Raw genomic sequence first — 25066 nt, 5'->3', positions numbered from 1 at the left:
GCTCCTGCCGTCGGCCCTCGTCCCGCGCCGCACCCGCGCCGGATCACCCGCCGCTCTCCGGCGGTCGCTGCCTGGGCATCCCCGGCCGCATGCCTGTCCGGTCCGCCAGGAAGCGGGCCCTGAGCGCTGTGTCCGCCTCCGACCGGCCGCCGTCCCGGCCGCCGTCCCGGCCGGCGGCCGGGACCCGCCGCTGCCCACCCGCGGACACCCGGCCGTACGGGTGGAACTCCCGCATCCAGTCCGCCGTTTCCGCCCGCACCAGCTCCGTCACGTCCTCGGAGAACCGCCGCAGCACGCCGAGCCGCCGCTCCGCCGCCTCCTCCGCCAGCCCGTCCCGCAGCCCCTCCGCCGCCCAGTCGTACCGCAGGACCGCCAGCCGTTCCCGCACCGCCTGCGCCGTCGCCACGTCCCGCATCCACCCGGACGTCAGCCCCAGGTACCGGTCGCAGGCCAGAGCGGCCACCGCGCCGAGCAGCGACAGGCAGCCGAAGCGGCCCGCCACGCCCACCAGCGGCAGCACCGCGCCGCCCGCCGCCCCCGCGAACGTGCCGCAGCGCAGCAGCCACGCCGTGCGGCGCTTCCACACCCGGGCGGCCAGATACCAGTCCGCGGTCCGCGCCGCGTCCGCCTCGGCGCAGGCATACAGCTCCGCCAGCCGGTCGGCCGCGACCGTTCCCCCGGACATCTCGGGCAGACTCACCACCCTCACACTCCCCACGACAGGCCCGCACCCCGGGCCGGGAAAGCCTTTCTAGTGCCTTCCGCGCCGCCGCCCCGCCGCCGTTCCCCGGCGGGGAACGGCGCGCCGGGCCGCGTTCCCGCCACCCGCGGGCGGCACGGCCGGGACCCCGCGGACCACCCCTCACCCGAAAGAGTGGGCGGCGGACAGGGCCTACTCTTGGGCCCCGTGAGAATCCTTGTCATCGGCGGCGGCGCCCGCGAACATGCCCTGTGCCACGCCCTCTCCCAGGACCCCGACGTCACCGAGCTGCACTGCGCGCCGGGCAACGCCGGGACGGCGGAGGTGGCGGAACCGCACCCGGTCGACGCGGTGAACGGCCCCGAGGTCGCGGAGCTTGCCGCCCGGCTCGGGGCGGACCTCGTCGTCGTCGGCCCCGAGGCCCCGCTGGTCGCCGGCGTCGCGGACGCGGTGCGCGCCGCGGGCATCCCTGTCTTCGGTCCTTCCGCACAGGCCGCGCGCCTGGAGGGCAGCAAGGCGTTCGCCAAGGAGATCATGGCCGCGGCCGGGGTGCCGACCGCCCGCGCCCACGTCTGCACCACCCCCGGGGAAGCCGACGCGGCGCTCGACGCCTTCGGCCCGCCCTACGTCGTCAAGGACGACGGCCTGGCCGCGGGCAAGGGCGTCGTCGTCACCGAGGACCTGGCGCACGCCCGCGCGCACGCCCGTTCCTGCGAGCGGGTCGTCATCGAGGAGTTCCTCGACGGCCCCGAGGTCTCCCTGTTCGCCGTCACCGACGGCGAGACCGTCGTGCCGCTCCAGCCCGCGCAGGACTTCAAGCGGGCCCGCGACGGCGACGAGGGGCCCAACACCGGCGGGATGGGCGCCTACTCCCCGCTGCCCTGGGCCGATCCGAAGCTGACCGACGAGGTCCTCGACACCGTGCTCAGGCCCACCGTCGATGAGCTGCGCCGCCGCGGCACCCCGTTCTCCGGCCTGCTCTACGCCGGACTCGCCCTGACCTCCCGCGGGGTGCGGGTCGTCGAGTTCAACGCCAGGTTCGGCGACCCGGAGACCCAGGCCGTGCTGGCCCGGCTGCTCACCCCGCCGGCCGGGCTGCTGCACGCCGCCGCCACCGGCACCCTCGGCAGCTTCCCGCCGCTGCGCTGGAGCGACGGCGCCGCCGTCACCGTCGTGGTCGCGGCCGAGGGCTACCCCGAGGCGCCCAGGACCGGCGACCCCGTCGAGGGGCTCGACGAGATCGCCGCCGAGGACGCCCCCGGCGCGTACGTGCTGCACGCCGGCACGCGGCGCGACGAGGCGGGCCGGGTGGTGAGCGCGGGCGGCCGGGTGCTGTCCCTGACCGCGACCGGACCCGATCTCGCGCAGGCCAGGGCCCTCGCCTACCGCGCCGTCGCCCGGGTGCGGCTGGCCGGCTCCCACCACCGCACCGACATTGCCGCGCAGGCGGCCTCCGCGGTTCCGTCCTCTCCCCAAAGCCCCTCCATCGAGTGACCGATCCGCTGACCTGCTGACGGGCCCGCCGCGCCCAACTAGGGTGCGGCGCAACGTCTTCCGCCCACGTGGTCACGCGCCCCCGTGGCGATCGGCGGCATCGCACGTTGCGGTGCCGGCGACCGGTGCGACAGTGGAGGAACGGCGGGGGACAGGCCGAGCGGCGTCGCACTGCGGAGGGCAGGGCATGGGGCAGCGTAAGGCGCGAAAAGCCGGACTCTCCGCGCGGGATCACGCGCTGGCCGTGCTCCGGGTGCGGAACAGCGCGCTGGCGCTCGCGCTGCTCCCGGCCGCCGTCACGGTGGTGCTGTTCGCCTCGGGCGCCCCCGGCGCGGCCGGTACGCTGCGCGCACCGGTCTCCGTGCTCGCGGCCGTCGTCGCGGCCGTCGCCGTGACCACCGGAATCATGATCTGCCGCGCCCGGCCCGCCGTGACCCCGGTGATCCCCCTGCCGGAACGTGCCGCGCCCGCGCTCCACGGCCTGATACGAGATCTCGCGGAGCGGCTCGACGTGCCCGCGCCCGGCGGCATCGCGCTCACCCCCGACTGCGACAGCTGGCTGGAGGAGCCGCCCGGGCACCCCGGCACGGCGGCGCCCGTTCTGGTCATCGGCTCGCCGTTCCTGTGGTGGATGCGGGTCGCCGAGCTGCGGGCCCTCCTCGCGCCCGTCGTCGCGGGCACAGGACCCGCCGCCCACCCCGACATCGCCGCCGCGCGCCGCTGTGTGCGCGCCTGGGACGCGGCCGCCGGCCTCGCCCGGGGCGTCTCGCCGCTGCGCCGCCCGCTGACCGCCTCGGCCGGCCGCCTCGCCCGGCTGTTCCTGCGCATCGCGGCGACGCACAGCGCCGAGATGGAGCGCGGCGTCGCCGCGGCCGCCGCCGCGCGCGCCCAGGGCGTGGACCACGGGGCGCGGGCGCTCGCGCAGGAGCAGGTCGGCCTCGCGTACGCGGGCTGGGACCGGCTGCTGACCCGCGTCGCGCTGCCCGCCTGGCGCGTCGGCCGCTGGCCCCGGCGCCTGGACGCCGGCGTGGCCGCCGCCCTCACCGAGCTGTCCCGCCGCGACCGCCTCGCCGACGGCTTCGCCGCGCGGCTCGGCGAACGCCCCGCGTGCGACCTGCTGGAGGAGCCGGGAGCCGTCGACGAGGCGGTCTCCCTGCTCGCCGCCCGCCTCTTCCACGGCGTGCCCGCCGGCCACGGCGCCGACTGGGCCCCCGTGGACTGGACCGCGTACCCCGACGAGGTCGTCGACCGCATCTGGCGCGACCGCGCCGCGCGCCTGTTCGACGTCCTCGGCGCCGCCGAGACGCCCACGCTGGCCCGCGCCCTCCAGCGGCTGGCGGACGCCGCCGTCGCCGACGGCACCGAAGCACTCGCCGCCAGACTCGGCGCACACGCCGCCCGGTGCGACGCCCGGCGCGCCCCGGCCGCCGTGGGCGCCGACCCGGCCGCCCCCGGCGCCGCCTTCCCGCCGCCCCTGGCGCCGCCGCGCAGCGACAGGGAACTGCTCATCGAGCACGTGTCCGCCGCCGTTTGCTGCGCCGCGGCGGACACCACGAAGGCCACGGCCGGCCTCGACTGGCTGGACGGCCCGGTGCTGCTCGCCGACGGTGAGAAACGCCGGGACGACCTGTCGGCGCCGGTGCACAGCCTTGTTGACGACGGCGACCCCGGACCGCTGCGGGACTGGCTGGTCGACGCCGGGGTGCGCGCGGACAAGCCGGTGCGGCTGGTCTGAGGCGAATGCGCACGTTTCAGCCGCGAGGGCTCGACAGGCCCCTCCGGCGGCGCCACCATCGGGCAGCCGCCGCCGACCGCCGCCGTGACGGTACGGTGACGTACCGTCTTCTCCCGGTGCGGTGCCGGGGGCGGTGTCGAGGGTGGTGCCGGGAGCGGTGCCGGGAGCGGTGCCTGGGGCGCGCCGCATCACCGTCAGGGGCCGGGAGGGGCGAGTGAGCAAGAGTACGGAGCAGGTCCGGCGCTGGGAGTCGGGCGCGCTCACGCACGCGGTCTCCGACCCGTTCGGCCAGGGCCCGCTGCCCTGGGTGCGGGCCGGCGACGGCCACCTGCGGACGAACGGCCTCGGGCTGCCCGCCGTGCGGACACCGCCGGGACTGCGGACCGCCGACGACGTCGACTGCCAGATCAAGGGTTTCGTCACGGAGAGCACCGTCGCGCCGGGCGGCCCGCTCGACTTCCGCGTCACGGTCGACCCGCCGCGGGAGTTCACCATCGACATCTACCGCATCGGCTACTTCGGCGGCGACGGCGCCCGCCTGCTGCTGAGCAGCCCCCGCCTCATCGGCATCCGCCAGCCCGCCCCGCTGATCGCGGGCCGCACCGTCTCCTGCCACCACTGGTGGCTGTCCTGGCGCCTCCAGGTGCCGCCCGACTGGCTGCCGGGCGCGTACGTCGCCGTTCTGACGACCGCGGACGGCGAGTTCCGGTCCCACGTGCCGTTCACCGTGCGCGACGACCACCCCGCCGACCTGTGCCTCGTCCTGCCCGACATCACCTGGCAGGCGTACAACCTCTTCCCCGAGGACGGCCGCGGCGGCGCCAGCCTCTACCACGCCTGGGACGCGGCCGGCCGGCTCATCGGCGAGCAGAACGCGGCCATCACCGTCTGCTTCGACCGCCCCTTCGCGGGCGCCGGGCTGCCGCTGCACGCCGGGCACGCCTACGACTTCATCCGCTGGGCCGAGCGCTACGGCTACGACCTGGCCTACGCCACCGCCCGCGACCTGCACGCCGGGCGCGTGGACGCGTCCCGCTACCGCGGTCTGGTGTTCTCCGGGCACGACGAGTACTGGTCCGTGCCGATGCGCGGCGCCGTCGAGGACGCCAGGGACGGCGGCACCTCGCTGGTGTTCCTCTCGGCCAACACCATGTACTGGCAGGTCACGCTCAGCGCGCTGCCCTCGGGCGACAGCGACCGGCTGCTGAGCTGCCGCAAACGCCAGGGGCCCGGCCGTTCCGCGCTGTGGCGCGACCAGGGGCAGCCGGAGCAGACGCTGCTCGGCGTGCAGTACGCGGGCCCGGTCCCGCGGCCGCACCCGCTGGTCGTGCGCAATGCCGGCCACTGGCTGTGGGAGGCGACCGGCGCGGCGGAGGGCGAGGAGCTGCCCGGGCTCGTCGCCGGCGAGGCGGACCGCTACTACCCGCGCACCCAACTGCCCGACGCCGAGAGCCGCATCCTGCTCGCCCACTCGCCGTACCGCGACGGAACCGGCGCCCGCCGCCACCAGGAGACGTCGCTGTACCGGGCACCGAGCGGCGCCTGGGTCTTCGCCTCCGGCACCTTCGCCTGGTCGCCCGCGCTCGCCCGGCCAGGACACCTCGACCCGCGCATCCAGAAGGCGACGGCCAATCTGCTGGACCGTATCTGCAAACGCGACTGAACGTCTCTGCGGCGCCCGCCGGAAGCACGGCACGCGCCGGGAGCCCTCCACGGGCGCCTCCCGCGCCCTTCCCGCCCCCGTTGCCTCCGTCCGTCGCCGCCCCGGTGACGAAACGGACAGCTCCCTGCGGAACAATGGATTCGCGCGGCCCAACCGTCCCAGAAGCCGCCAGGAGGCGTCGTGCCAGGATTCGTCGACAAGCCGCGGCCCGTTCACGTGCCGGGACTGGTGCATGTGCACACCGGGAAGGTCCGGGACCTGTACCGGACGGAGACGGGCGACCTCGTGCTCGTCGCGACCGACCGCGTATCCGCCTACGACTGGGTGCTCGCGACCGAAATCCCGGACAAAGGCCGCATCCTGACCCGGCTTTCGCTCTGGTGGTTCGACCAGCTGGCCGACCTCGTGCCGGGACACGTGATCTCCACGGAGCTGCCGCCCGGGGCGCCCGAGGCGTGGGCGGGCCGCGTCATGGTGTGCCGCGCCCTGTCGATGATCCCCGTCGAGGCCGTCGCCCGCGGCTACCTCACCGGCACCGGGCTCGCCGAGTACGAACGCGACCGCACCGTATGCGGCCTCGCGCTCCCGCCGGGGCTCGTCGACGGCTCCGAGCTGCCCGCGCCGATCTTCACGCCCGCCACCAAGGCTCCGGTCGGCGAGCACGACGAGAATGTGAGCTATGAGGAGGTCGCCCGCCAGGTCGGCCCCGAGACGGCCGCCCGGCTGCGCCAGGCCACGCTCGCCCTCTACAGCCGGGCCCGCGACATCGCCAGGGACCGCGGGATCATCCTCGCCGACACGAAGTTCGAGTTCGGCATGGCGCCGGACGCGGGCCCCGACGGCCCGCTGATCCTCGCCGACGAGGTCCTGACGCCCGACTCCTCCCGCTTCTGGCGCAAGGCCGAGTGGGAGCCAGGACGCCCCCAGAAGCCCTACGACAAGCAGCTCATCCGCGACTGGCTCTCGTCCCCCGCCGCCGGCTGGGACCGCACCGGCGACGCCCCACCGCCCGCCCTGCCCGAGGACATCGTGGCCAGGACGCGGGCCCGCTACGCGGAGGCGTACCAGCTGCTGACCGGCACCCCCTGGACCTGACGCGCCCGCGCACCCCGCGCGGCCCGCGGTTCACGGCCCGGGGTTCACAGCCAGCCGCGTTCGCGGGCGATGCGGGCCGCGGCATGGCGGTTCTCCGCGCCGAGCTTCGCCGCCGCGGCCGACAGGTAGTTGCGCACCGTGCCGGGTGCCAGGGACGCGCGGGCGGCGATGTCCGCGACCGGTGCGCCGTCCGCCGCCAGTTCGAGCAGCTCCGCCTCGCGCGGGGTCAGCGGCGAGTCGCCCGAGCTGATCGCGTCCGCGGCCAGTTCCGGGTCGATGTAGCGGTTGCCCGCGCGCACCGCACGGATGATCTCGGCCAGCCGCTGCGCGGACAGCGTCTTCGGCAGGAAGCCCCGGACCCCCGCCGCGAGCGCCCGCTTCAGGTCGCCGGGCCGCCCGTGCGAGGTCACGATCATCGCCGCGCACTCCGGCAGCCGGGACCGCAGCGCTTCGGCCACGGCCACCCCGTCCTGCCCCGGCATCTGGAGGTCGAGCACCGCCACGTCGGGCCGCAGCGCCAGCGCCATGGCCAGCGCCTCAGGACCGGTGCCCGCCTCGGCGACGACCGCCAGGTCGTCCTCCAGGGCGAGCAGCGCCGCCAGCGCCCCGCGGATCAGGTGCTCGTCGTCGGCGAGCAGCACTCTGGTCTTCTCGTCGCCCGTCATTCCGCCCCTCCGGCCGGTACCCGGGCGGTCAGCAGGAACGCCCCGCCCGCGCCCCGTTCCGCCCTCAGCGAGCCCCCGAGCGCGGCGACCCGCTCCCGCAGCCCGGCCAGCCCCATGCCGCCGCCCGGGCTGTCCTGGGCGCCCTCCGCGAGCACCCCGTCGTTCTCCATCTCCAGCACCGCCTCACCGTCCGCCAGCCGGCGCAGCCGTACCGTGCACCAACCCGCGTCCGCGTGGCGCAGCACGTTGGTCGTGCCCTCGCGCACCACCCAGCCCAGGGCCGACTGGACCGGCTCCGGCAGCCGCTCGCCGTGCCGGTCCTCGATACGGCAGGTGATGCCCGCCGCCTGGAGCACACCGCGGGCCCCGACGAGCTCCGCGTGCAGATCCGCCCTGCGGTAGCCGCGGACCACCTCGCGGATCTCGCGCTGCGAGTCCCGCGCGATGCGCTGGACCTCCGCCATCTCGTCGAGCGCCGCGCCCCTGTCGCGCTGGAGCAGCTGCGCGGCGAGTTCGCTCTTCAGCGCGATCACCGACAGGTTCCGCCCCAGCACGTCGTGCAGGTCCCGCCCGAACCGCAGCCGTTCCTCCGCCACCGCGAGCCTCGCCTCCGTCTCCCTGGCCGCATCCAACCGGTCGACCACCTTCAACGTCCACGCGCTGGTCCGGAAGGCGGCGCCGCACACCGCCGCACCGGCCGCCGTGGCGACACCGATCACCAAGCCGGCGAGCAGCGGCGCGCCCAGCGCGACCGCGCCGATCGCGCAGGCCGCCGCCGGCGCCGCGCAGATGGCCGTGGCGCGGCGCAGCGGCCACGCGAGCACGGCGGGACCGGCGCAGTACACGGCCTGGTAAACGGCGATGGCGCGGCCCTCCTCCGGCATGCCGCCCGCCGCCTCGGCCAGTACGGGGGCGACGAGGGTCGCCGCCGTCGCCGCGTAGTACACCGCGAGCAGCCGGCCCGGCCGGTCCTGCCCGCCGAGGTAGTACCGCAGCGCGGTACGGGTCAGCGCAAGGCCGAGCACGAGCTGCCCGCCCACCACTGTGCTCACCGCGGCCAGCGTCGCCGCGTCGCTCTCGCCGGCCACCCGGATCAGGACCGTGCCGACCAGCACCGCGTTCGTGAGGCCGATGACGTAGAGGCTCCAGGCGACGTAGTGGTGGAACCTGGCGCGCTGGCTGGTGCGCCGCAGGCCCTCCAGTCGGCGGAACGTGACCATCGGACTCTCCTCGTCGGCGGGTGTGCTGCCCGGTGGGCGTGCGGCGGGCGGCCTGCTTCCCGTTCAGTGCCGCGGTTCCCAGCGGAACCACCGGCGTACAGCAAACACCGAGGCCGCGATCCAGGCCACTCCGACGGCCATGGCCCGCAACTGGTCGGACGCGTCGATCCCGCCGAGCCAGCCGGCCCTGACCAGGTCGACGGCCGGGGTGAGCGGCAGGAAGCGGCAGATGTCCGCGAGGTTGTCGGGCAGGATGTCGAGCGGGAAGTAAAGGCCGGAGCCCATCACCGAGATCATCAGCAGCGGCATGCCGGTGATCTGCGCGCTCTCCACGGTCTTGGTGAACGTGGCCGTGGCCGCGGCCGCCGCGGCGAGTACCGCGGTGCCGAGCAGCAGCCCGAGGAGCAGCACCGCCGCGTTCTTGGGAACCGCCGCGTCCAGCACGGCGATACCGCCGGCCACCAGCAGGACGCACTGCACGAGCGCGAGGACCGCGGCGGGCAGCGCGGTGGCGGTCATGATCTCGCCGTCCGTCAGCTCGCCGGTGCGCAGCCGCTTCAGGACCCGCTCCTCGCGCCGTGCCACGTATGTGGGAATGAGTCCGAGGTAGAGGACCATGATCAGCACCATGCCGATGCCGCCGGTCATCACGGCCTCGCCGCGGCTGAGGCCGGTGCCCGCCAGGTCGAGCTGGTCGGACGCCGTGTACGAGAGGCCGATCAGCGCGGCGGGCATCAGCAGCGAGACGAAGAGCGCGGTGCGGTTGCGCAGCAGCAGCGTCAGCTCCGCCCGCGCCAGCGCCCCCATGCGGCGCAGCGCCGCCGCGTCCGGCAGGCCCCAGGTGAGGAACGACGTCAGCGGTTTCTGTGCGTTGTGCGTGCTCATGCGGCCTCCTCAGCCATGGCGAGAAACACCTGTTCGAGCGAAGCGGACCGGGCGTCGAGCCCGGGCAGCTCCACGCCCGCCTCGCGGGCCCACAGCAGCAGATCGGTCAGCGACTGCTGGAGGTTGCCGGTCTGCGCCTCGACGTTCCCGTCGAACACGTCGACCGGTCCCGGCAGCGGGAGCCACGCCGGGTCGAGTCCTTCGGGCAGGCGGAAACGGATGCGGGCGGGGTGGGCGGCCATCACCTCGGCGGGGGTGCCCATGACGGTGATCCGGCCCCGGTGCATGATCGCCAGGCGGTCCGCCAGCGCCTCCGCCTCCTCCAGGTAGTGGGTGGTCAGCAGGATCGTCACGCCGTCCTCGCGCAGCCGCCGCACGACCTGCCAGGTGTCCTGCCTGGCCTGCGGGTCCATGCCGGTCGTCGGCTCGTCGAGGAACAGCACGCGCGGGCGCGTGGTCAGGGCGAGCGCCAGGTCCAGGCGCCGCCGTTCGCCGCCGGACAGCTGCTTCACGCGCACGTCCGCCCGCTCGTTCAGGCGCACCGTGCCCAGTACCTCGGATACCGGAGCCGGCCGGCCGGTGCAGCCGGCCCACATGCGGGCGGTCTCGGCGACGGTCAAGTCGTTGGAGAACCCGGCTTCCTGAAGCATGATGCCGGTGTGCGGACGCACCTGCGCGCGCTCCTTGAACGGATCGCGCCCCAGCACCCGCACCTCGCCCGCGGTCGGCGCGGCCAGTCCTTCGAGCACCTCGACCGTGGACGTCTTCCCGGCCCCGTTGGTGCCGAGCAGGGCGAAGATCTCGCCCTGCCCCACCGAGAAGTCCACGCCGCGGACGGCTTCGTAGCCGTCCTGGCCGCTTCCCCCGTAGCGCCGCCGCAGGGCGCTCACTTCGATCATCGTGTCCATGCCGTCAAGCCTGGCCGGGGAACGGACGCCGCGGCAGTGCGGGCTGTCACGCATGCGGATGACAAATGTCAGGGGGCAAGGCCGAAACTTGCGCGCACATGGCGGAGGGCCCGGTCCTCAAGGACCGGGCCCTCCGACTCACGAGCGGACGACGAGATTCGAACTCGCGACCCTCACCTTGGCAAGGTGATGCTCTACCAACTGAGCCACGTCCGCACGACACTCACTATACCCGACCCGGGTCGGGGCCAGTGGGCTGGAGCGGGTGACAGGAATCGCACACTGCGCCTCCCTCTTGGAAAGAGGGTGTTCTGCTACTGAACTACACCCGCGCGGCTCCCGGGGCTTCGGGCCTTGTCTGCCCTGCCCCGCGGCGCGCTCCAGACTCTAGCCGATCACCCCGGGTTCATGGCAAGTCGACTCAATGAACGGTCGTGTGTGCCTCGTTGAAGGCGTCGTAGACCTTCTTGGGGATGCGACCCCTGGCGGGCACCCCGAAGCCGTTGGACTCCGCCCAGGCCCGCACGGCCTTGGGGTCGGGGGCCACGGCGGTGTGGTGGAACGTCCTGCCCGAGCGGGCGCGCTTGCGGCCGGCCTCCACGTAGGGGGCGAGAGCGGTCCGCAGCTTCTCCGCGTTGTTGGAGCTGAGGTCGATCTCGTACGTCTTCCCGTCGAGTCCGAAGGCAACCGTTTCCGACGCTTCTCCGCCGTCGATGTCGTCGGCGAGGGTGACCACTACACGCTGTGCCACGGATATCGGTCCTTCCGGGAGGCTCGCTGCCACGGCGGCCCGGAGGCCGGTTACCGCCGAATCACGTGCAGCGACGCTGGACTCCCACTCGTTCGCGAGTATGGTTCTTTTATTTGTACTGCGCCTGGCACAGTAATGCGAGACGATGAATTCAGTCACTCATCATCCTCGTACGGGGACCTTACTTTTTCCAGGACGTTTTCTGGAAGGGTTCCAGGTCCCGATACCCTAACGTGACCTTTACTCTGAATATCTACCCGCGTAGATTTCTCCTCCGGGTACGCTGGCCGGTGCAGCGTCAAGCATCACCACCACCGCACCACCACCGGGAGTACCAGTGGCTCGCGTCGTAGTCGACGTCATGCTCAAGCCGGAGATCCTCGACCCCCAGGGCCAAGCGGTGCAGCGCGCACTGCCACGGCTCGGGTTCGACGGCGTCTCGGACGTCCGCCAGGGCAAGCGTTTCGAACTGGAGCTTGCGGGGCCCGTCGACGAGGCGGCCCTCGACCGTGTCAGGGAGATGGCGCGCACGTTTCTCGCCAACACGGTGATCGAGGACTTCGAGGTCCGGGTCGAGGAGGAGCGGTGACCACTCGTGTGGGAGTCGTCACATTTCCCGGCTCGCTCGACGACCGTGATGCCGCCCGCGCGGTAAAGCTCGCGGGCGCCGAGCCCGTCGCGCTCTGGCACGGCGACAAAGACCTGCATCAGGTCGACGCCGTGATCCTTCCGGGCGGTTTCTCCTATGGTGACTATCTTCGCTGCGGCGCCATCGCGCGTTTCTCCCCCGTGATGGAAACGATCATCGCCGGGGCGCGCGCCGGCCTTCCCGTGCTCGGCATCTGCAATGGCTTCCAGATGCTGTGCGAATCCCACCTGCTGCCCGGCGCGCTCACCCGCAACGACCACCTGCACTTCATCTGCCGCGACCAGCGCCTGCGCGTGGAGAACGCCGGGACCGCCTGGACGGCCGACTACGCCGAGGGCCAGGAGATCACCGTTCCCCTGAAGAACGGGGAGGGCGGCTACGTCGCCGACGAGGGCACCCTCGACGAGCTGGAGGCCGAGGGCCGGGTGGTCTTCCGCTACCTGGAGCGCAATCCGAACGGATCGCGCCGCGACATCGCCGGCATCTGCAACCCCGCGGGGAACGTGGTGGGTCTGATGCCGCACCCGGAGCACGCCGTGGAGGCCCTGACCGGCCCCACCACGGACGGGCTCCCCTTCTTCACCTCGGTCCTCAAGAAGCTGGTCAGCGCATGAGCCTCGACACCGTCAAGCACGCCGCGGGCACCCCGCACGACGCGCAGCCCTGGGCCGAACTGGGCCTGAAGGAAGACGAGTACGAGCGCATCCGGGTCATCCTCGGCCGCCGCCCGACCGGCGCCGAGCTGGCCATGTACTCGGTGATGTGGTCCGAGCACTGCTCCTACAAGTCCAGCAAGGTCCACCTCAAGCAGTTCGGCGAAAAGGCCCCGGCCAGCGACGCGTTGCTGGTCGGCATCGGGGAGAACGCGGGCGTCGTCGACGTCGGCCAGGGGTACGCGGTCACGTTCAAGGTCGAGTCGCACAACCACCCCTCGTACGTCGAGCCCTACCAGGGCGCGGCCACCGGCATCGGCGGCATCGTCCGCGACATCCTCGCCATGGGCGCCAGGCCCGTCGCCGTGATGGACCCGCTGCGCTTCGGCGCGGCCGATCACCCCGACACGCGCCGCGTGCTGCCGGGCGTCGTCGCGGGCATCGGCGGCTACGGCAACTGCCTGGGCCTGCCCAACATCGGCGGCGAGGTCGTCTTCGACTCCTGCTACCAGGGCAACCCGCTGGTCAACGCGTTGTGCGTGGGCGTCATGCGGCACGAGGACATCCACCTCGCCAAAGCCTCGGGCACCGGCAACAAGGTGATCCTGTACGGCGCCCGCACCGGCGGCGACGGCATCGGTGGCGTCTCGGTGCTCGCCTCGGAAACCTTTTCCCACCCGTCGCCCCCCACCACCCCGAGCGGAGACGCTACGCATCACCCTCTTCCTGGCCCCGCCAAGCGGCCCGCGGTCCAGGTCGGCGACCCGTTCCAGGAGAAGCTGCTCATCGAGTGCACCCTGGAAGTCTTCGCCGAGGACCTGGTCGCCGGCATCCAGGACCTGGGCGGCGCAGGACTGTCCTGCGCCACCTCCGAGCTGGCCTCGGCCGGCTCCGGCGGGATGCGGGTCGACCTCGACACCGTTCCGCTGCGCGACGCCTCGCTCTCCCCCGAGGAGATCCTCATGAGCGAGTCGCAGGAGCGCATGTGCGCCGTCGTCCGGCCGGAGAACGTCGACCGGTTCCTGGAGATCTGCGCCAAGTGGGACGTCATCGCCACCGTCATCGGCGAGGTCACCGAGGGCGACCGGCTGGAGATCTTCTGGCACGGCGAGCAGATCGTCGACGTCCCGCCGCGCACCGTCGCGCACGAGGGCCCCGTCTACCGCCGTCCGCTCGCCCGCCCCGCCTGGCAGGACGCGCTCCAGGCGGACGACGCCGCGGCCCTGCCGCGCCCGGCCGGGCCCGAGGAGCTGCGCGAGCAGGTGCTGCGGCTGACCGCCTCGCCGAACCAGGCCGCCAAGACGTGGATCACCGACCAGTACGACCGCTACGTCCTGGGCAACACCGTGCTGGCGCAGCCCGAGGACGGCGGCATGATCCGCATCGACGAGGAGACCAACCTCGGGGTCGCCATCGCCACCGACGGCAACGGCCGCTACGCCAAGCTCGACCCGTACGCCGGCGCCCAGCTCGCCCTGGCCGAGTCCTACCGCAACGTCGCGGCCACCGGCGCCCGGCCGCTCGCCGTCACCGACTGCCTCAACTTCGGCTCCCCCGAGGACCCGGCCGTCATGTGGCAGTTCGCCGAGGCCACCCGCGGCCTCGCCGACGCCTGCCGGACGCTGGGCACCCCCGTGACCGGCGGGAACGTCTCGCTGTACAACCAGACCGGCGAGAGCGCGATCCACCCCACCCCCGTGGTCGGCGTGCTCGGCGTCATCGACGACGTGTCCCGCCGCACCCCGATGGCCTTCCGCACCGAGGGACAGCTGATCTACCTGCTGGGCGACACCGCCGGGGAGTTCGGCGGCTCGGCCTGGTCCCAGGTGATCCACGGCCACCTCGGCGGCCTGCCGCCGCGGGTGGACCTGGAGCGCGAACGGCTGCTCGCGGAGGTGCTGATCGCCGCCTCCCGCGACGGCATGATCGACGCGGCGCACGACCTGTCGGACGGCGGCCTGATCCAGGCGGTCACCGAATCCTGCCTGAAGGGCGGGCGGGGCGCGCGCCTCGTCGTTCCCGAGGGTCTCGACGCGTTCACGTTCCTCTTCTCCGAATCGGCGGGCCGCGCCGTGGTCGCCGTGCCGCGCGGCGAGGAGGTCAGGTTCACCGACATGTGCCGCGCCAGGTCGCTGCCCGCGACGCGCGTCGGCGTGGTGGACGGCGACGCGGTCGAGGTGCAGGGGCAGTTCACCCTGCCCCTCGCCGAACTGCGCGAGGCCCACGAGCACACACTGCCCGCACTGTTCGCCTGACGCGCGCCCCGCCCGCTACTCCGCCCGCTGCTCCGGGCGGAGTAGCGGGCGACTTCGTCCGTCGGATGCCGTGGGGCGGGGTGGCGCATAGCGTCGGTGGCATGACGGAGAGATACGAGTACAGCAGGCGGCGCTTCATGACGGCCGCGGCGGCGTTCGGGGGCGCCGCCGCGGCGGTGGGGCTGGCCGGCGGGGCCCGCGCCGCCGGGCGCGGCGGGGCGCGCGTCGCCCGGGAACGCCGTACGGGGGACCGGCTGGTCGAGCTGACGATCGACTCGCCCGCGCTCGGCGGCCAGGAAACGGTGGTGCTGCTGACGCCGCGCGGCTGGGAACGCCGGGCCGCCGGGCGGACCTGGCCGGTGCTGTGGCTGCTGCCGGGCGGCGACGGCGACGAACGGATCTGGACCGAGCAGCACCTCGTGCAGGACATCGGCGAACTGCGGGACACGCTCGTCGTCATGCCAGGCATGCCGCTGTTCGGCTTCTACACCGACTGGTGGAACGGCGGGGCCGGCGGGCCGCCCGCCGTCGAGACGTTCCACCTGCGCGAGGTACTGCCCCTGCTGGAACGGGACTACGGCGCGGGACGGGCGCGCGCGGTCGGCGGCGACTCGCAGGGCGGCTTCGGCGCCCTGTCCTACACGGCGCGCCACCCAGGACTGTTCCGGGCCGCGGCCTCCTACAGCGGCGCCGTTCACCCGCTGGCGCACCCCGAGGTGTGGCTGTCCGGCGCCAGGTACGTCGGCGTCGACGGCACGGCGATCTTCGGCGACCCGGTCGCGCAGCGGCACGTGTGGGAGGCCCACGACCCGTGGTACCTGGCCGACGCGCTGCGCCACACGCCCGTCTACCTCGCGGCGGGCGACGGCACGGCCGGGGAGCTGGACGGCCCGGACCCCGAGCCGGACCCGTTCATCCCCGGCACGGAGGAGTGGGTCGAGCGGCTGCCGGACGACGTGATCTCGCTGACCGAGGCGATCTGCGGGATCGAGACCCGCGCACTCGCCGACCGGCTGATCATGCGGGGCACGCCGGTGACCGCCCACTTCTACCCGGGCACGCACGGCGGCACCTACGGCAGGCGCGAACTACGCAGCTCCATGCCCCTGTTGCTGCGCGCCCTGGACGGCGGAGCGTAGGCAGCGCGCCACGGTGCGCTGCTCAGCGGCCCGGCCTCGTTTCGTAGCGGGGGCCGAGGTCCGGGCGGTCGGTGCCCTGGAGTTCGGTGACGAGCCGGTGGACGGTCACCAGATCGTGCAGCAGCAGCCGCGTCCGCTCGTCGGGCAGACCGGCCGTGCGGGCGATCTCCGTCGCGTACACGGCGTCGCCGCCGTGGCGCCGTTCCGCGTCGCCGAGCGCCTGGAAGACGCGGGCGTGGTCGCTTCCGTAGCCGGGCGCTTCCCGTCCGGTGAACGTCCGCCCGGGCGGCGGCGCGGGCCGGTCAGCGGCGCGGGCCTCGGCCTGTTCCTCGGCCTCCCGGCGCTGCTTTCCGCGGTGGAGCGGGTCCGTCTTCTCCTCGTGGGTCAGCGAGGAGCGGTCGGGCATGTGGGTGCGCTGCTTGGAGCCGCCCGTGGTGACTCCGCGCGCGCTGGGGCTGCTTCCCGCGCGTTCGGCCTCACGCGCCGCGCGGCGCCGCTGTTCCTCGTTGCCCTCGACCTTCTTGCGCACCATGACGCCTCCTCTCGGCGCTCCCGCTCCGCTCAGCGGTCGCGGTCCTCGCGGTCCAGTTCCTCGTCCACCGGGGGCTTCGGCACGTCCCGCAGCTGCTCGGCCTGCCCGCGCCTGCCGCCCCTGCGGGCCTGTTCCGCGCGCTGGGCCGGGCTGAGCCCGAGCCCCGCGTCCCCGGGCAGGCGCACGGAGCGCGCGACCTCGGTGCGGTTGGCGTAGCTCTCAGGCGGGATGCCGCGCAGCGCCTTGACGGCGGGTTCTGACGCGCCTGCCTGCTTGGCGGCGCGGACCAGATCGTCCTTCCCGGCGGGGAAGTCGACATTCTTGACGGCGTGCAGGATCTCGTTCACATCGGTCGCGGCCATGGCGTTCCTCCCGTCCTCGGCCGTTCGTGTCAGCGCTGGTGCAGGCCCACCAGGGTGCCGCCGGCGAGCTGCCGTCCGCCAAGCTCCTCGCGCACGTCCCGCGCCGAGGCGGGCTCGGGCAGCGGAACGGGCCCGGGGAGCGCGTAGAGGCGGAAGAAGTAGCGGTGCGCCGGGTCGCCGACCGGGGGCCTCGGCCCGTCCCAGTCCGCGTCGCCGAAGCTGTTGGTGTGCGCGGCGGCGCCCGGCGGCAGCGCCCCGGTGCCGATGCCGTCGTGGTGCGGGTCGATGCCGGTGACCAGCCAGTGCAGGAACGTGCCGGACGGCGCGTCCGGGTCCTCGCACATCAGGGCCAGCTCCCGCGTGCCGGTGGGGGGACGTGACCAGCTCAGCGGTGGCGAGAGATTCTCGCCGTCCTTGGTGTAGCGCCCGGGAATGGGCGCGTGGTCGTTGAATGCGCTGCTGCGCAGTTCGATTCCAGCCATGCCGCCGGAGTACCCGGCGCGGCCCGGCCCATTCAGCTGTCCTCGTCCAGCCCGTCGAGGGCCTGGTAGATGACGTTCTTCAGGGCCTCGGGCTCCGGAACGTGCCGCAGGGTCATCATTCCGTGTTCGGACGCGGACTGTACGCGCACGGTGCCGTACCGCATGATCCGTTCCCAGAGGGTGGCCGAGAACGACACGTCGTTCACCCGGCTGAGCGGAATGCTGGTCCCCGTCTTGTTGAGGAATCCGGCCCGCTTGTGGAGCCGCTTGGTGGTGAGGAAGTACAGCGTGGCGCGCCACTGGAGGAGGGGGATCAGCCACCACCACACGGCGGCGACCGCCGCGGCGCCGAGCACCACCCACACCGCGGTCCCGCCCCAGTCCTCGTCGGTGGGGAGCACCCAGATCACGGCGCCCGCGGCCACGGCGACGAGGCAGAGCACCAGGAACTCACTGATCATCGTGGTCCAGTGCTGCCGGGTCTCGTAGATGAGTTCCTCGTCCTCCGCCAGGTAGCGGTCCGCAGTAGCCATGGGCGCATCGTGGCACAGCCCCCTGCACCCCACCCGCCGCTTGGTCCACTTGGTATGACCTTGTCACCTTCCGGCCCGCGGCGATGGTCGTAAGCTCCGTGCTATGTCTGCCGTCCGGCGCAAGGTCCGCGCCCACCACCCCGACCGGGTCCGCGACGCGCTGCTCGCCCAGGTGGAATTCGTACGGCTGGCGGCCCGGGAGATCCCGGACGAGGCGCGGGGGGCGCCGTCCGGCCTGCCGGGCTGGGACGTCGGGACGCTGCTGGTCCACATCGCCGGCCAGATCGACGCGCTGCCCAGGGTGCTCGCGCAGCCGCCGCCCGACGTGGCGCGCCCCGAGCTGGGGGTGAGCGAGTGGGCCCTGACCGCCGGGTCCACCGGGTCCCTCGCGAACGCAGCGGACACCGCGAACGCAGCGGACACCGCGAACGCAGCGGACGGCGGGACGCGGCAGGACGCCGCCGCGGCACGGAGGCGGGCGGCGGCGCTGGACGCCGCCGCGGAGGAGCTGGAGGCGGTGGTGGAGACCGGCGTGCGCGAGGACGTGCTGCTGCCGCATCGGTTCGGCGCCATGCGCGCCCTCGACTTCACCGTCACCCGCGTCGTCGAGCTGGTGGTGCACAGCGACGATCTGACGCGCGCCCTCGGGCGGCCGGTGCGGCTGGACCGGCAGGCCCTGGCGATCACCGTGCGGGTGCTCGCGGACGCGCTGGCCGTCAAGGCGCCCGGCGCCTCCACCGAGCTGCGGGTCCCGCCGTTCGCCGCCGTCCAGTGCCTGCCCGGCCCGCGGCACACCCGCGGCACCCCGCCGAACGTGGTGGAGACCGACCCGGTGACCTGGCTGCGGCTGGCCGCCGGGCGCACCGCCTGGGACGCGGCGCTCGCGGCCGGCCGGCTGCGCGCGAGCGGCGAGCGGGCGGGGGCGCTCGCGGCCGAGCTGCCCGTCCTGAGCTGATCCACGCCGGGCCGGTATGGGGCATGTCTCACAATCCAGGGGTTCTCCCCGGCCCGGGGTCCTGGCCTAGACTCGTGGTCGTGCCACGTGGTGACGGACGACTCAGCCACGACCTTGACCCCGGAGAGCAGGGCCCGAGGGACGCGTGCGGCGTCTTCGGTGTCTGGGCCCCGGGCGAGGAGGTCGCCAAGCTCACCTTCTTCGGACTCTACGCACTCCAGCACCGCGGACAGGAGTCCGCGGGTATTGCGGTGAGTGACGGTTCGAAGATCCTGGTCTTCAAGGACATGGGCCTGGTCTCCCAGGTCTTCGACGAAACCTCCCTCGGCTCGCTCCAGGGCCACATCGCCGTGGGACACGCCAGGTACTCGACGACGGGCGCCCCCACCTGGGAGAACGCGCAGCCCACCTTCCGCGCGACCGGCCACGGGTCGATCGCCCTCGGCCACAACGGCAATCTGGTCAACACCACGGAGCTGGCCGGGCTCGTCGCCGCGCTGCCCGACGGCAAGGGGCCGCGCCAGGGTGCGCCGGAGCGGGTCGCCTCGACCAATGACACGGATCTGGTGACCGCGCTGCTCGCCGGGCAGACCGACGAGTCAACGGGCGAGCCGCTGACCGTGGAGGAGGCCGCCCCGCGCGTGCTGCCGCAGGTCAAGGGCGCGTTCAGCTTCGTGTTCATGGACGAGGGCACGCTGTACGCGGCCCGCGACCCGCAGGGCATCCGCCCGCTGGTCCTCGGCCGCCTGGAGCGCGGCTGGGTGGTGGCCTCCGAGACGGCCGCCCTGGACATCGTCGGCGCCTCGGTCGTGCGGGAGATCGAGCCGGGCGAGCTGATCGCCGTCGACGCGCAGGGGCTGCGTTCCACACGCTTCGCGGAAGCAAAACCGCGCACCTGCGTCTTCGAGTACGTGTATCTCGCCCGCCCCGACACCGACATCTCGGGCCGCAATGTGTACCTCTCCCGAGTGGAGATGGGCCGCAGGCTGGCCGCGCAGGCGCCGGTGGAGGCGGACCTGGTGATACCGACCCCGGAGTCCGGCACGCCCGCGGCCATCGGCTACGCCGAGGCGGCGGGCATCCCGTACGGCTCGGGCCTGGTGAAGAACGCGTACGTGGGCCGGACGTTCATCCAGCCGAGCCAGACGATCAGGCAGCTCGGCATCCGCCTCAAGCTGAACCCGCTGAAGGAAGTCATCCGCGGCAAGCGTCTCGTGGTCGTCGACGACTCGATCGTCCGCGGCAACACGCAGCGCGCCCTGGTCCGCATGCTCCGCGAGGCGGGCGCCGCCGAGGTCCACGTGCGGATCAGCTCGCCGCCCATCAAGTGGCCCTGCTACTTCGGCATAGACTTCGCCACCCGGGCCGAGCTGATCGCGGGCGGCCTGTCGGTCGAGGAGATCCGCACCTCCCTGGGCGCCGATTCGCTGGCCTACATCGACCTGGACGCGATGGTTGCGGCCACCACGATTCCCAAGCGGAAGCTGTGCTGCGCCTGCTTCGACGGGGTCTACCCGATGGAGCTGCCCGATCCGGCGGTGCTCGGCAAGGACGTGCTGGAGCAGCCGGCGAACGCGGCCGGGTCGTCCCCCCTGCTGACGGCGGGCTCAGGCGGCGGCAACGCCCGCCCGTGACACCGATACGAAAGATCTCCCTGATGACCGAGAACGCGCCGCCCGGCGCCAGCTACGCGGCGGCCGGCGTCGACATCCAGGCCGGCGAGACCGCCGTCGAGCTGATGAAGAAGTGGGTCGCCACGACCCAGCGGCCGGAGAGCATGGGGGCCCTCGGCGGGTTCGCCGGCCTCTTCGACGCTTCGGCCCTGCTGCGCTACCGCCGCCCGCTGCTGGCCTCGGCCACCGACGGCGTCGGCACCAAGCTCGTGATCGCCCAGCGGATGGACGTGCACGACACCATCGGCCAGGACCTGGTCGCGATGGTGGTGGACGACCTGGTCGTCTGCGGCGCGGAGCCGCTGTTCATGACCGACTACATCTGTGTGGGCAAGGTCCGCCCGGAGCGGGTCGCCAGAATCGTCAAGGGCATCGCGGAGGGCTGCGTGCTGGCCGGGTGCGCGCTGGTCGGCGGCGAGACGGCCGAGCACCCGGGCCTGCTCGGCCCCGACGAGTACGACGTCGCCGGGGCCGGCACGGGCGTGGTCGAGGCGGACCTGGTGCTGGGCGCCGAGCGCGTCCGGCCGGGTGACGCGGTGCTCGCGCTCGCCTCCTCCGGCCTTCACTCCAACGGGTACTCGCTGGTGCGGCATGTGTTCTTCGACCGGGCGGGCTGGTCCCTCGAACGGCACGTGCCCGAGTTCGGCGGCACGCTGGGCGAGGAGCTGCTGCGGCCCACCCGCATCTACACGCTCGACTGCCTGGCGCTGATCGGGGCCGTCGAGGTGCATGCGCTCGCGCACGTGACGGGCGGCGGGCTCGCGGCCAATCTGGCGCGGGTGCTCCCGCCGGAGCTGCATGCCACGGTGGACCGCGCCACCTGGACCCCGCCGCCGGTCTTCGGCGCCGTCGGGGCGGCCGGGCGGGTGGCCCGGGAGGAGCTGGAACGCACGCTGAACATGGGCATCGGCATGTTCGCCCTCGTACCGCAGGACGCGGTGCCCGCCGCGCTGGCCACGCTCGCGGACCGCGGCGTTCCGGCGTGGGTGGCGGGCGAGGTCACCGAGGCGGGAGCGGACCGGCCGGGCGGCACGGCCGTCCTCACCGGAGACCATGCGGTCTGAAGCCGCCCGGCGCCCGTCCGGCCGCAGGCGAGCGGGCAGGACTGAACCCGGTCCGGCGATGCCGGACCGGGTCGGAGTCTGTCGCGTCGTCTTCTCGGTCAGTCCGCAGTGCGAAGCTGCGGGTCAGGCGCCACGGCGTTTGGACGAGGCGTCGGACGACGGCCCGTCGTCGTCGTCCTCCTCGTCGTACAACTCCGCGTACCGTGCGTACAGGTCGTCGTCCAGCTCATCGTCGTCGTCCTCGAACCGCTCGCCGTTCGGCGGCTGTTCCGGCGGCGTCGTCGACGATGCACCCAGCTCCTCGGCCAGACGAGAAAGGTCCGTCCTGCCGCTGTTGTACTTCAGCTGGCGGGCGACCTTCGTCTGCTTGGCCTTGGCCCGGCCGCGCCCCATTGGCTCGACCCCCTCAACGACGGGGCGCAACGGCCCCGGAGTGTTGACATCCGTTCATGAATGAGAACGAGCTCTCGGACGAGAGCCCGGTCCATCGGCCTTCAACCGTACCTGCTTCCGCGACCCTACGGTACGCCGTCCGCAGGACCGGGCCGCACGCACGGCGACCGATGGGCCTCTCTTTGCTGGTCAACGGCGATTTTACCTTCTTTCGACGCGCGACTCGCGCGCGGGGGTGACATGTCTTACGCATACGCACGTTCAGCGTTCGCGGCCTGCGCCATCCGGCGCTCGGCGATCCGGTCGGCGGCCACGGCGGGGGGTACGCCCTCGGCCGCCGCATGGCCGAAGATCTCCAGCGCCGTCTCGTAAATCTTTGCCGCCTTTGCCTTCGCACGTGCGAAGTCGAAGCCGTGGAGCTCGTCGGCGACCTGGATGACGCCGCCCGAGTTCACGACGTAGTCGGGCGCGTAGAGGATGCCCCGCTCGGCCAGGTCCTTGGCCACGCCGGGGCGCGAGAGCTGGTTGTTCGCCGCGCCGCAGACGATGTCCGCGGTCAGCAGGGGCACCGTGGTGTCGCTGAGCACGCCGCCGAGCGCACAGGGCGCGTAGATGTCCAGGCCCTCCGCGGTGATCAGGGCCTCGGTCGTCGGCACCGCGGTGACCTGCGGGTGCGCGGCCAGCACCTGCGCGACGGCGCCGGGCCTGACGTCGGTGACCAGCACGCGCGCCCCCGCCTCGACGAGGAGCCCGGCGAGCAGGTGCCCGACCTTGCCGACGCCGGCCACGCCGACCGTGCGGCCGGTCAGCTCGGGGCTGCCCCAGCGGTGCGCGGCGCCGGCGCGCATGCCCTGGTAGACGCCGAAGGCGGTGAGCACGGAGGAGTCCCCGGCGCCGCCCGCCTCGGGGGAGCGGCCGGTGGTCCAGCGGCAGGTGCGGGCGACCACGTCCATGTCGCCGACGTAGGTGCCCACGTCGCAGGCGGTGACGTAGCGCCCGCCGAGGCCGTCCACGAACCGGCCGTAGGCGAGCAGAAGCTCTTCGGTCTTGATCTGGTCCGGATCGCCGATGATCACGGCCTTGCCGCCGCCGTGCGGCAGGCCCGCCAGTGCGTTCTTGTAGCTCATGCCGCGCGCCAGGTTCAGGGCGTCGCGCAGGGCGGCCTCCTCCGGCCTCGCCTCGCCGGCGTAGGCGTGGAAGCGCGTGCCGCCCAGGGCGGGGCCCAGGGCGGTGGAGTGCAGGGCGATGACGGCCTTGAGGCCGGTGGTCCGGTCCTGGCAGAGCAGGACCTCTTCGTGACCGCCCTGGTCGGAGTGGAAGAGGGTTTCCAGCGCGCCTGGTTGGGCGGTGCGCTCGACGCCGGGCGCGGCACCTACGTCGGTCACGGTGGTGACTCCTGTATGTCGATGCGGATGCTCCCCGTTGGGTTGGGAGGGCATTGTTGGGATGAGACTACGGCGATTGCGGGCGAGGGGATGCCCCGGGTTCGGCTCCCTGACACGATCGGACGCGTCGCCTGCGGGTGGGGCCGCCGCGGCGGCGGCCCGGGAGAGGGAGGGCCGAGTGCCGAACGTGCCGTACGCGGCGTATCTCCGGGTCTACGAGCCGCTTGCGGCCTTCCCGGAGCCGGAGCGCTCGCACTGGGCGGCATACGCCCAGCGCGACCGGCTGCCGACCGCGCAGGACGAGATCGGCCACGCCCTGGCCGGGCTCGTGGCGACGCCGCCGCGGGCGGCACCGGCCAGGGAGAGCGGCGACGCGTTCGTGACGACGGTCGACGGCGTGCTGTGCGTGTGCCCGTGGCGGACCCGGCTGCGCTCCTGGCAGGCGCTGGGCGACGTGGGGGACTGGCTGATGCCGCAGCCGGTGCTCGACGCCGCGCTGCCGCCCGGCGTGCGGCGCCGGGCGGCGGCCGACTACAGCGACTGGCGCGAGCGGAACCCGGACGCGCGCCCGTGGATCCGGTCGGCGCTGTGGCACGTTCCGGTGCGCTGGTTCACGCTTTTCACCGATGCCGAACGGATCTTCCGCAAGTCCGGGGAGGGGCCGGGGCCGGCGGCGGCGCCCGCGCTGAGCTACCGGACGCCGATGGTGGAGGCGCGGCGCCGGGTGGCGCGCGGGCTGCGCACGGTGCGCGAGGCGATGCCGCAGGGGCCGCTCGCCGAGGCGCTCACCGATGTGGGGCGGTGGCTGGAGGAGTTCCACCCCCGCTCACTTGTCGAACTGGACTACGGGGGATTGATCTATACGATTCCCGAGGACCAACTGGCCGCGGACCGCTCCGCGGCCGACGTCACGGAGGGGCTCGCCGCGCTCGCGGCCGGCGACGCCGAACGGGCGGGCCGGCTCTACGAGGAGCTGACCGACCGCTGGATGGCGATTCGCGAGCGTCAGTTCGCCAACTGATCTAGGGACTAAAGCCCCAAGCGTGATGGAAGGCACTGTAAGGAACTCTTGCCAACAAGTAGTCTCCTCGTGTCAAAATAGGACAAGGAGCTCGGAGCAGCTTCAGCTGTCCGTCGGGCGGCCCGGTGGTGAGTCATCGTGGAGTGACTGATCGTCACGGTGGCGTGACTGTCCGCTATGGCATGCTCCGGTGGCTTCCGCCGAGGTTGAACACCTGAGAGGGCAATTCCATCGGTTTGGCCGACCCGGCTGGACGGATGGTGTAGTTGTAGTGCCGAGGACAAGCCGTTCGTCCTATAACCGACTCGACCCTCGTCCGCCATTTCGGGCAACGTGGGTCAAGGTGCAGAATTTAGAGGAAAGAACCGTGATGGTTCGGTTCTCCCGAGGAGGCCGCTCATGACCGCTCGCACCCCTGATGCCGAGCCGCTGCTGACCCCGGCTGAGGTTGCCACGATGTTCCGCGTAGACCCGAAAACGGTCACACGCTGGGCAAAGGCGGGCAAGCTCACGTCAATCCGCACGCTTGGTGGGCACCGCCGCTACCGCGAAGCGGAGGTGCGCGCGCTGCTCGCGGGCATCCCGCAGCAGCGCGGCGAGGCCTGAGCAACGCAGCACGACCCAGGCCCCGGGGCCCCCACCCCGGCCCGCTTGGCCCTAGATCGCGTCGGACTCCGCCGGGTCCGGCGCGATCTCTTTGTGTGTGGGGCCGGTGGCGGGTGCCCCGTGCAATTGCACATATTAAATTGGCGAGTGTCTCTACGGGGTCGAATGAGCTCAGCGCGCTATCAAGTTCCGTGACTCCCGTCACACCTCCGTTGGCTTGCCCGCCCGGATGATCTTGCGGTAGTACG

At 73.2% G+C, this 25066-nt stretch carries 25 protein-coding genes and 2 tRNA genes; 13 read left to right on the top strand and 14 right to left on the bottom strand.

Features of this window, described 5'->3' with window-relative positions; translation table 11 throughout:
* Positions 1–43: 43 nt before the first annotated feature.
* The gene (locus tag STBA_RS16130; RefSeq protein WP_143659627.1) at positions 44–685 is read right to left on the bottom strand and encodes an SLATT domain-containing protein; all 642 of its coding nucleotides are present in this window, start codon (positions 683–685) and stop codon (positions 44–46) included.
* Positions 686–907: 222 nt separating this feature from the next.
* Between STBA_RS16130 and purD the strand changes: the two genes are divergently transcribed.
* The 4 genes from purD (at position 908) to STBA_RS16110 (ending at position 6687) form a co-directional block, all read left to right on the top strand.
* The gene (purD, locus tag STBA_RS16125; protein WP_077059920.1) at positions 908–2194 is read left to right on the top strand and encodes a phosphoribosylamine--glycine ligase; all 1287 of its coding nucleotides are present in this window, start codon (positions 908–910) and stop codon (positions 2192–2194) included.
* Positions 2195–2381: 187 nt separating this feature from the next.
* Positions 2382–3929, top strand: coding sequence for a hypothetical protein (locus STBA_RS16120; protein WP_077059919.1), 1548 nt, complete (start codon positions 2382–2384; stop codon positions 3927–3929).
* A 214-nt stretch (positions 3930–4143) separates the two neighbouring features.
* Positions 4144–5592 (top strand): N,N-dimethylformamidase beta subunit family domain-containing protein, encoded by a 1449-nt coding sequence (locus tag STBA_RS16115; RefSeq protein WP_077059918.1) that lies wholly within the window; start codon positions 4144–4146, stop codon positions 5590–5592.
* Positions 5593–5772: 180 nt separating this feature from the next.
* Entirely contained in the window at positions 5773–6687 is a 915-nt protein-coding gene (locus tag STBA_RS16110; RefSeq protein WP_077059917.1) for a phosphoribosylaminoimidazolesuccinocarboxamide synthase, read from the top strand.
* Positions 6688–6731: 44 nt separating this feature from the next.
* Here STBA_RS16110 and STBA_RS16105 read toward each other — a convergent pair whose 3' ends face one another.
* The 7 genes from STBA_RS16105 to STBA_RS16075 all read right to left on the bottom strand — a co-directional run bounded on the left by STBA_RS16105 (position 6732) and on the right by STBA_RS16075 (position 11116).
* Complete coding sequence (locus STBA_RS16105) at positions 6732–7352, bottom strand: response regulator transcription factor (protein ID WP_077059916.1); 621 nt, start codon at positions 7350–7352, stop codon at positions 6732–6734.
* Complete coding sequence (locus tag STBA_RS16100; RefSeq protein WP_079251957.1) at positions 7349–8572, bottom strand: histidine kinase; 1224 nt, start codon at positions 8570–8572, stop codon at positions 7349–7351. The genes STBA_RS16105 and STBA_RS16100 overlap by 4 nt, the downstream gene beginning before the upstream one ends.
* Before the next feature lie 63 nt (positions 8573–8635).
* Complete coding sequence (locus tag STBA_RS16095) at positions 8636–9457, bottom strand: ABC transporter permease (protein WP_077059915.1); 822 nt, start codon at positions 9455–9457, stop codon at positions 8636–8638.
* On the bottom strand, positions 9454–10365 hold the full coding sequence (locus STBA_RS16090) for an ABC transporter ATP-binding protein (RefSeq protein WP_077059914.1): 912 nt from the start codon (positions 10363–10365) through the stop codon (positions 9454–9456). The genes STBA_RS16095 and STBA_RS16090 overlap by 4 nt, the downstream gene beginning before the upstream one ends.
* 143 nt (positions 10366–10508) lie before the next feature.
* Positions 10509–10581 (bottom strand) — tRNA-Gly (locus STBA_RS16085).
* Positions 10582–10622: 41 nt separating this feature from the next.
* Positions 10623–10697 (bottom strand) — tRNA-Gly (locus tag STBA_RS16080).
* 89 nt (positions 10698–10786) lie between these two features.
* Positions 10787–11116, bottom strand: a complete 330-nt coding sequence (locus tag STBA_RS16075; protein ID WP_077059913.1) for an Lsr2 family protein — start codon at positions 11114–11116, stop codon at positions 10787–10789.
* Positions 11117–11453: 337 nt separating this feature from the next.
* Here STBA_RS16075 and purS point away from each other — a divergent pair, with 337 nt between their 5' ends.
* The 4 genes from purS to STBA_RS16055 all read left to right on the top strand — a co-directional run bounded on the left by purS (position 11454) and on the right by STBA_RS16055 (position 15812).
* On the top strand, positions 11454–11705 hold the full coding sequence (purS, locus tag STBA_RS16070) for a phosphoribosylformylglycinamidine synthase subunit PurS (protein ID WP_077059912.1): 252 nt from the start codon (positions 11454–11456) through the stop codon (positions 11703–11705).
* A complete protein-coding gene (gene purQ / locus STBA_RS16065; RefSeq protein WP_077059911.1) occupies positions 11702–12379 on the top strand; it encodes a phosphoribosylformylglycinamidine synthase subunit PurQ in 678 nt (225 codons plus the stop codon). The genes purS and purQ overlap by 4 nt, the downstream gene beginning before the upstream one ends.
* Positions 12376–14673 (top strand): phosphoribosylformylglycinamidine synthase subunit PurL, encoded by a 2298-nt coding sequence (gene purL / locus STBA_RS16060; protein ID WP_077059910.1) that lies wholly within the window; start codon positions 12376–12378, stop codon positions 14671–14673. The genes purQ and purL overlap by 4 nt, the downstream gene beginning before the upstream one ends.
* A 101-nt stretch (positions 14674–14774) precedes the next feature.
* Positions 14775–15812 (top strand): alpha/beta hydrolase-fold protein, encoded by a 1038-nt coding sequence (locus tag STBA_RS16055; protein WP_253194764.1) that lies wholly within the window; start codon positions 14775–14777, stop codon positions 15810–15812.
* A gap of 22 nt (positions 15813–15834) precedes the next feature.
* On the opposite strand, the gene STBA_RS16050 is transcribed toward STBA_RS16055, so the two are convergent.
* From STBA_RS16050 to STBA_RS16035, 4 genes are read right to left on the bottom strand one after another with little or no spacing between them, the layout of a single operon-like run.
* A complete protein-coding gene (locus STBA_RS16050; RefSeq protein ID WP_077059908.1) occupies positions 15835–16344 on the bottom strand; it encodes a hypothetical protein in 510 nt (169 codons plus the stop codon).
* A 29-nt stretch (positions 16345–16373) separates the two neighbouring features.
* On the bottom strand, positions 16374–16706 hold the full coding sequence (locus tag STBA_RS16045; RefSeq protein WP_077059907.1) for a DUF2795 domain-containing protein: 333 nt from the start codon (positions 16704–16706) through the stop codon (positions 16374–16376).
* A 29-nt stretch (positions 16707–16735) separates the two neighbouring features.
* On the bottom strand, positions 16736–17188 hold the full coding sequence (locus STBA_RS16040; RefSeq protein WP_077059906.1) for a YbhB/YbcL family Raf kinase inhibitor-like protein: 453 nt from the start codon (positions 17186–17188) through the stop codon (positions 16736–16738).
* Positions 17189–17220: 32 nt separating this feature from the next.
* Positions 17221–17721, bottom strand: a complete 501-nt coding sequence (locus STBA_RS16035) for a PH domain-containing protein (protein ID WP_077059905.1) — start codon at positions 17719–17721, stop codon at positions 17221–17223.
* A 103-nt stretch (positions 17722–17824) separates the two neighbouring features.
* On the opposite strand from STBA_RS16035, the gene STBA_RS16030 reads away from it, so the two are divergent.
* From STBA_RS16030 to purM, 3 genes are all read left to right on the top strand, one after another.
* Positions 17825–18676, top strand: a complete 852-nt coding sequence (locus STBA_RS16030; RefSeq protein WP_077059904.1) for a sterol carrier family protein — start codon at positions 17825–17827, stop codon at positions 18674–18676.
* An 80-nt stretch (positions 18677–18756) separates the two neighbouring features.
* Positions 18757–20310 carry an amidophosphoribosyltransferase gene (purF, locus tag STBA_RS16025; protein WP_077063363.1) on the top strand — a complete coding sequence of 518 codons (1554 nt, stop codon included), beginning with the start codon at positions 18757–18759 and terminating at the stop codon, positions 20308–20310.
* A gap of 23 nt (positions 20311–20333) precedes the next feature.
* Entirely contained in the window at positions 20334–21413 is a 1080-nt protein-coding gene (gene purM / locus STBA_RS16020) for a phosphoribosylformylglycinamidine cyclo-ligase (RefSeq protein ID WP_077059903.1), read from the top strand.
* 123 nt (positions 21414–21536) lie between these two features.
* Here purM and STBA_RS16015 read toward each other — a convergent pair whose 3' ends face one another.
* Positions 21537–21806, bottom strand: coding sequence for a DUF3073 domain-containing protein (locus STBA_RS16015; protein WP_077059902.1), 270 nt, complete (start codon positions 21804–21806; stop codon positions 21537–21539).
* Positions 21807–22051: 245 nt separating this feature from the next.
* Positions 22052–23191 carry a Glu/Leu/Phe/Val dehydrogenase dimerization domain-containing protein gene (locus tag STBA_RS16010; RefSeq protein ID WP_077059901.1) on the bottom strand — a complete coding sequence of 380 codons (1140 nt, stop codon included), beginning with the start codon at positions 23189–23191 and terminating at the stop codon, positions 22052–22054.
* 178 nt (positions 23192–23369) lie between these two features.
* Here STBA_RS16010 and STBA_RS16005 point away from each other — a divergent pair, with 178 nt between their 5' ends.
* Positions 23370–24212 carry a hypothetical protein gene (locus tag STBA_RS16005; protein WP_077059900.1) on the top strand — a complete coding sequence of 281 codons (843 nt, stop codon included), beginning with the start codon at positions 23370–23372 and terminating at the stop codon, positions 24210–24212.
* A gap of 399 nt (positions 24213–24611) precedes the next feature.
* Positions 24612–24818, top strand: a complete 207-nt coding sequence (gene bldC, locus STBA_RS16000) for a developmental transcriptional regulator BldC (RefSeq protein ID WP_019431930.1) — start codon at positions 24612–24614, stop codon at positions 24816–24818.
* The last annotated feature ends 248 nt before the right edge of the window (positions 24819–25066 follow it).

Origin of the sequence: Streptomyces sp. MP131-18, from assembly GCF_001984575.1 — a bacterium.
Lineage (GTDB): Bacteria > Actinomycetota > Actinomycetes > Streptomycetales > Streptomycetaceae > Streptomyces > Streptomyces johnsoniae.
This window is presented reverse-complemented; position numbering and strand designations above follow the sequence as displayed.